The sequence below is a fragment of the Streptomyces sp. NPDC054840 genome (assembly GCF_053611065.1).
The window spans coordinates 1-4,833 of sequence record NZ_JBSGZP010000578.1 but is presented as its reverse complement, the minus strand read 5'-3'; the positions used below and the strand labels follow the sequence as shown (position 1 = coordinate 4,833).

5 protein-coding genes are annotated in these 4,833 nt (G+C 74.2%); 2 read left to right on the top strand and 3 right to left on the bottom strand.

The window, feature by feature from the left end; all coding sequences use genetic code 11:
* A partial coding sequence (locus ACWGIU_RS29960; RefSeq protein ID WP_453711011.1) for an aminotransferase class I/II-fold pyridoxal phosphate-dependent enzyme occupies positions 1 to 1,334 on the bottom strand: 1,334 nt, incomplete at its 3' end.
* Positions 1,335 to 1,371: 37 nt separating this feature from the next.
* Here ACWGIU_RS29960 and ACWGIU_RS29955 point away from each other — a divergent pair.
* The gene (locus ACWGIU_RS29955; RefSeq protein ID WP_453711009.1) at positions 1,372 to 2,082 is read left to right on the top strand and encodes a pyridoxamine 5'-phosphate oxidase family protein; all 711 of its coding nucleotides are present in this window, start codon (positions 1,372 to 1,374) and stop codon (positions 2,080 to 2,082) included.
* On the opposite strand, the gene ACWGIU_RS29950 is transcribed toward ACWGIU_RS29955, so the two are convergent.
* Positions 2,064 to 3,023, bottom strand: a complete 960-nt coding sequence (locus ACWGIU_RS29950) for a DMT family transporter (RefSeq protein ID WP_453711007.1) — start codon at positions 3,021 to 3,023, stop codon at positions 2,064 to 2,066. The genes ACWGIU_RS29955 and ACWGIU_RS29950 overlap by 19 nt on opposite strands.
* Before the next feature lie 159 nt (positions 3,024 to 3,182).
* On the bottom strand, positions 3,183 to 4,175 hold the full coding sequence (locus ACWGIU_RS29945) for an EamA family transporter (RefSeq protein ID WP_453711005.1): 993 nt from the start codon (positions 4,173 to 4,175) through the stop codon (positions 3,183 to 3,185).
* Between the two features lie 172 nt (positions 4,176 to 4,347).
* On the opposite strand from ACWGIU_RS29945, the gene ACWGIU_RS29940 reads away from it, so the two are divergent.
* Positions 4,348 to 4,776, top strand: coding sequence for a type II toxin-antitoxin system Rv0910 family toxin (locus ACWGIU_RS29940; RefSeq protein ID WP_453711003.1), 429 nt, complete (start codon positions 4,348 to 4,350; stop codon positions 4,774 to 4,776).
* Positions 4,777 to 4,833 lie beyond the last annotated feature (57 nt).

Below are 4,833 nucleotides of genomic sequence, written 5' to 3'. Positions count from 1 at the left end.
CAGTCGTACCGGACCCCCGCCGCCCCCGGCCGGACCGCCGCGGCCACCGCGTCGGCCAGGCCCGGCAACTCGTCGACCGCAAGCTGCGACACCGTCAGCCGCACCCCCGGCCCCGCCTCGACCCGGTAGATCGCCCCGGCGGACACCGCCCATCCCGCGGCGAGCAGCCGCGTCACCACCGCCGTCTCGTCGACCACCGGCACCCAGACGTTGAGGCCGCTGCGCCCGTGCGCCCGGACCCCCCGCGCCCGCAGGGCCTCGACCAGCGCGTCCCGCCGTCCCGCGTACGAGCGGGCCACCCTCGCCGGGTCCACCGCGCCCGAGGTCCACAGCTCGACCACCGCGTACTGCAGCAGCCGACTGACCCAGCCCGGCCCGAGCCGCTGCCGCCCCCGCAGCCGGTCCAACGTGACCGCGTCGCCGGTCAGCACGGCGAGCCGCAGGTCCGGCCCGTACGCCTTCGCCGTGGACCGCACCAGCACCCAGTGACGGGTCACCCCGCCCAGCGGATGCAACGGCAGGTCGACGAATCCGTTGCCGTGGTCGTCCTCGATCAGCAGCACCTCGGGGTGGCGCGCCAGCAGGGCCCGCAACTCCCGCGCCCGCTCCGCGCCGACCGCGGCCCCGGTCGGGTTCTGCGCCCGCGACGTCACCACCAGCGCCCGCGCCCCGGCCTCCAGCGCCCGGGCCACCGCGTCGGTGCGAGGCCCGTCGTCGTCCACGGCCACCGGCAGTACGCGCAGGCCGAGCGCCGGGGCCAGGTCCAGTGCCCCGCCCCAACCCGGGTCCTCGATCGCCACCGCGTCACCCGCCCGCAGATGGGCGGTGAGCACCCGCTCGATCGCGTCCAGCGCACCCGAGGTCACCGCCACCGGCCCCGGCGGGACCCCGTCCGCGTCGAAGCCGGCCCGGGCCAGTTCCGCGAGCTCCGGGGCGACCGGATCCGCCCCGTAGAGGGTCGGCGCCTGCGCGTACCGCCGGGCGGCCGCCGCGAGCGGCCCCTCCAGCGAGGGGAGCAGGGACACGTCCGGACTGCCCTCCGCGAGGTCCCGTACGCCCGCGGGCACCGCCATCCGCAGCGCGTCCCGTGGCGTGCTCGACGGGCGGGACCGCACCCGGCTGCCGCGCCGCCCGTCGGTCTCGATGACCCCGCGCTCGCGCAGCGTCCGGTAGGCGGCGGCGACGGTGTTGGGGTTCACCCCCAGATCGCCTGCCAGCTCCCGCATCGGCGGCAGCAGTGAACCCGGCGGGAGCGCGCCCGAAGCCACGCCCGCCTCCACGTCCGCGGCGATTTCCGCTGCACGACGTCCTGTGATCCGATAGTCTCCTAGCACAAACCACATTATGCACTAGTGCAATGGAGTCCGCACCATGACCGCCACGCCTGCCCCGGAGACCACGGGGACGAGGACCGACAGGACCGAGTCGACCGGACACTACGAGCCCACCGACCTCACCGTCCCGAGCCGCTCCCGCGACCGGGCCCGCTACGACCGCGAGACGGTGCACTCGATACTCGACGAGGCCTACATCTGCCACCTCGGCTTCGTCCGCGACGGAGCGCCCGTGGTCCTGCCCACGCTGTTCGCCCGGGTCGGCGAATCGCTCTACATGCACGGCTCGACCGGCTCCCGCCCGCTGCTGGCGGCCCGCCGTACGGACCCGGGCCTCCCCGTCTGCGTGACCGTGACGCACGTCGACGGACTGGTCCTGGCCCGCTCGGCCTTCCACCACTCGCTCAACTACCGCTCGGTGGTCGTCCACGGCACCGCCCACCAGGTCACCGACGAGGCGGAGTGCCGGATCGCCCTCGACGCCATGGTCGACTCCGTCGTCCCGGGCCGCTCCGCCGACGTCCGGCCCGCCGATGCCAGGGAACTGGCCGCCACCGCCGTGATCCGCGTGGACCTCGCCGAGGTGTCCGCCAAGATCCGCAGCGGCCCGGTGAACGACGACGCCGAGGACCTGGACCTGCCCCACTGGGCGGGTGTGGTCCCGGTGGCCCCGGCGTACGGAATCCCGGCGCCCGACGCGGACCTGGCCCCCGGCACCGCCGTCCCGGACTACCTCAGCGCGCTCTGAGGGGTACGCCGCTCGGGGGTGGGCGCGGTCGGCGGCCGACGGGCCTCCGCCACGATCAGCGCGCCCACTGCCGTCAGCAGCAGTACGGTGCCCACCACCACGGCGCCGGTCAGCCGCTCCCCGAGCAGCAGGACGGCGATGACCGCCGCGCTCACCGGCTCGATCAGCATGATCACCGACACGGTCGCCGCCCGTACCGCGGCGGCGCCCGTGAAGTAGAGCGCGTACGCCAGCGCGGTCGGCACGGTGGCCACGTACACCAGCAGCCACAGCACCCGTCCGAGTTCGGCGGTGTGCGGCAGCAGCCCCTCCACCGCGGCGAGCGGCAGCAGGCACACCGTGCCCACCGCGACCGACCAGGCGGTGGTCACCAGCGGGTCCCCGCCCGCCCCGCGCTGCCCGAGCCACCGGGCCCGCAGGGTCATCCCCGCGTACCCGGCTGCCGACAGCAGCGCCCAGCCGACACCGAGCGGCCGCACCTCGCCGCCGCCGCTGCCCAGCACCAGCACGGCGAGCCCCGCCAGCGCCCCCACGACGGCGGTCACGCCACCTCGGCCGAGCCGCTCGCCCATCCAGTACCGGGCCCCCAGCGCGATGATCACGGGCCCGGCGCCGAGGGTGACCACGGTGCCCACCGCGAGCCCGGTCTCGCGCACCGCGGCGAAGTAGGCGGCCTGGAAGAGGGTGAAGAGGAGTCCGGTCCCGATCAGCGAAGCCGCCGAGGGCCGCACCCGCCCCCGGGCAGGCCTGGACCCGCGTACGGCGAGCACGCCGAGCAGCACCACGAGCCCGCCCGCGCACCGCCAGAAGGACAGGGCGAGCGGGCCGAGGTCACTGGCCAGGAAGAGGAGGGAGGCGGCCGCCCCGGCGGTGCCCCAGGCGGCTCCGGCGACGACGAGGTACAGCAGACCGCGCCCGGCAGCGGGCGAGTGGTTCGACACGAGATGTCTCCGCGCATGCGTGAAGGATGAAGGAAGCAGGTCATCGCTTCGCGGGCAGCACGGACCCGCCCGGGAGACCCCGGGCCGGTTACTGCGAGGTGACGCCGCCCGCGCTAGGCGGCCGGCGGCGAAAGCACGGTCAAGTACATGGCCGTCACCCTAACCCTTGGCGGCCGGGGACGGCTCGCGGTCCAGGTCGGCGGGATCGGGCGCGGTCGCCGCCACCGCCGCGGCGGGTGCGGTCGCGGGCGCCGGCCGGGAGGACTGCGCGATGAAGGCGCCGCCGAGCACCAGACCGCCGCCGACGATCTGCCAGGTGGAAAGGTGCTCACCGAGCAGGATCCAGGCGAACACGGTGGCGACGACCGCCTCCAGGAAGGCCACGACGCCGGCGACCTGGGGCGAGAGCCGGCGCACCGAGACCACACCGGTCAGGTAGGCGAAGACGGTCGCGATCAGCACCACCCAGGCGAGCAGCACCGGCGCGGGCACCATGGTGCCGCCCACGGAGGCCTCGCCACCCAGCACCCGCCAGTCGATCTCCCAGGGCCGGGCGATCACGGTCATCACGAGAGCGCCGACGAGCATGCCGTACGCGATCACTCCGAGCGGGTCGGGGGCGTCGTCCCCGTCGGCGCCCTGGTCGGCGAAGACGAAGTAGAAGGCCTGGCAGCAGGCGGCGGCGAGGCCGAACAGCACGCCGAGCGGGTCCAGGCTCAGCCCGGCCCAGATCTCGACCACGCAGGCGAGGCCGACGACGGCCACGGCCGCGCCCGCGGCTGCCCCGCGCGTCACGGGCTTGCGCTGCACGAAGCGGATGTAGCCGAGCAGCAGCGCCGGGCCCAGGTACTCCAGCAGCAGGGCCACGCCGACGGGAATGCGGGACAGGGAGGCGAAGTAGAAGGCCTGCACACCCGCGACGGCGACCAGCCCGAAGCCCGCGAGCAGCGCGGGCCTGCGCAGCACGAGGTCACGGTGTCGCCAGGCCAGCGGGGACAGCACGAGCGCCGCCCCGGCCACCCTGAGCCAAACCATGTGGAGGGGATCCAGACCCGCCTCGATCAGCGGCTTCGCCGCCACTCCGGAACCACCGAACGCGAACGCCGAGACGAGGGCGAGGCCCAGTCCGGCGTGTCTCCCTGACGCTTGCATCCAGCCATCATGACAGGGCGGGTCAGGAGCGTCACGGGGATGACACCTGTTGAGACGGAGTCGAGATCACATCCCGTCAACCCCTATCGAATCTGACAGGCCGTCAGTATTGAATGTTCCGCCCGCCGGGGCTACCTTCCGCCGCACGTACCCGACGAGAAGGGGTGGCCGCATGGCTGAAGTCACCGCGGAATCACGCATCGAGGCGTCCGCCGCGCAGCTCTGGTCCCAGCTGACGGACTGGGACGCGTACGGGCAGTGGAGCATGACCCACACGAACTTCCCCACGGGCGGACCCGAGACCCTCGCGGTGGGGGCCACCTTCGCGGAGAACATGAAGATGATGGGCTTCCCGGCCGAGGTCGTCTGGACGGTCTCGGAACTGGAGGCCGAGCGCCTCTTCGCCATCACCGGCAAGGGCCCGATGGGCGTGGCGGTCCTCACCCGGTACACCCTGATCCCGGACGGCGAGGCCACCACGGTCCGGATCGACGGCGAGTTCACCGGGGCCGCCGTCTCCCTGATGGCGGGCAAGCTCAAGGACTCGGCCACCGCCGCACTGAACGAGTCGCTGCGCAAGCTGGCCGGCATGGTCGTCTGACGGCCGGGTCGCTCACGCCGTACGCGAAGGCGCGCCCCGCGGGACGAGCTCGCGGGG

Excerpts from the sequence above, each read along its gene's own strand:
- ACWGIU_RS29955 (WP_453711009.1), top strand. The coding sequence starts at position 1,372 with ATGACCGCCACGCCTGCCCCGGAGACCACGGGGACGAGGACCGACAGG.
- ACWGIU_RS29945 (WP_453711005.1), bottom strand. The coding sequence starts at position 4,175 with ATGCAAGCGTCAGGGAGACACGCCGGACTGGGCCTCGCCCTCGTCTCG.
- ACWGIU_RS29940 (WP_453711003.1), top strand. The coding sequence starts at position 4,348 with ATGGCTGAAGTCACCGCGGAATCACGCATCGAGGCGTCCGCCGCGCAG.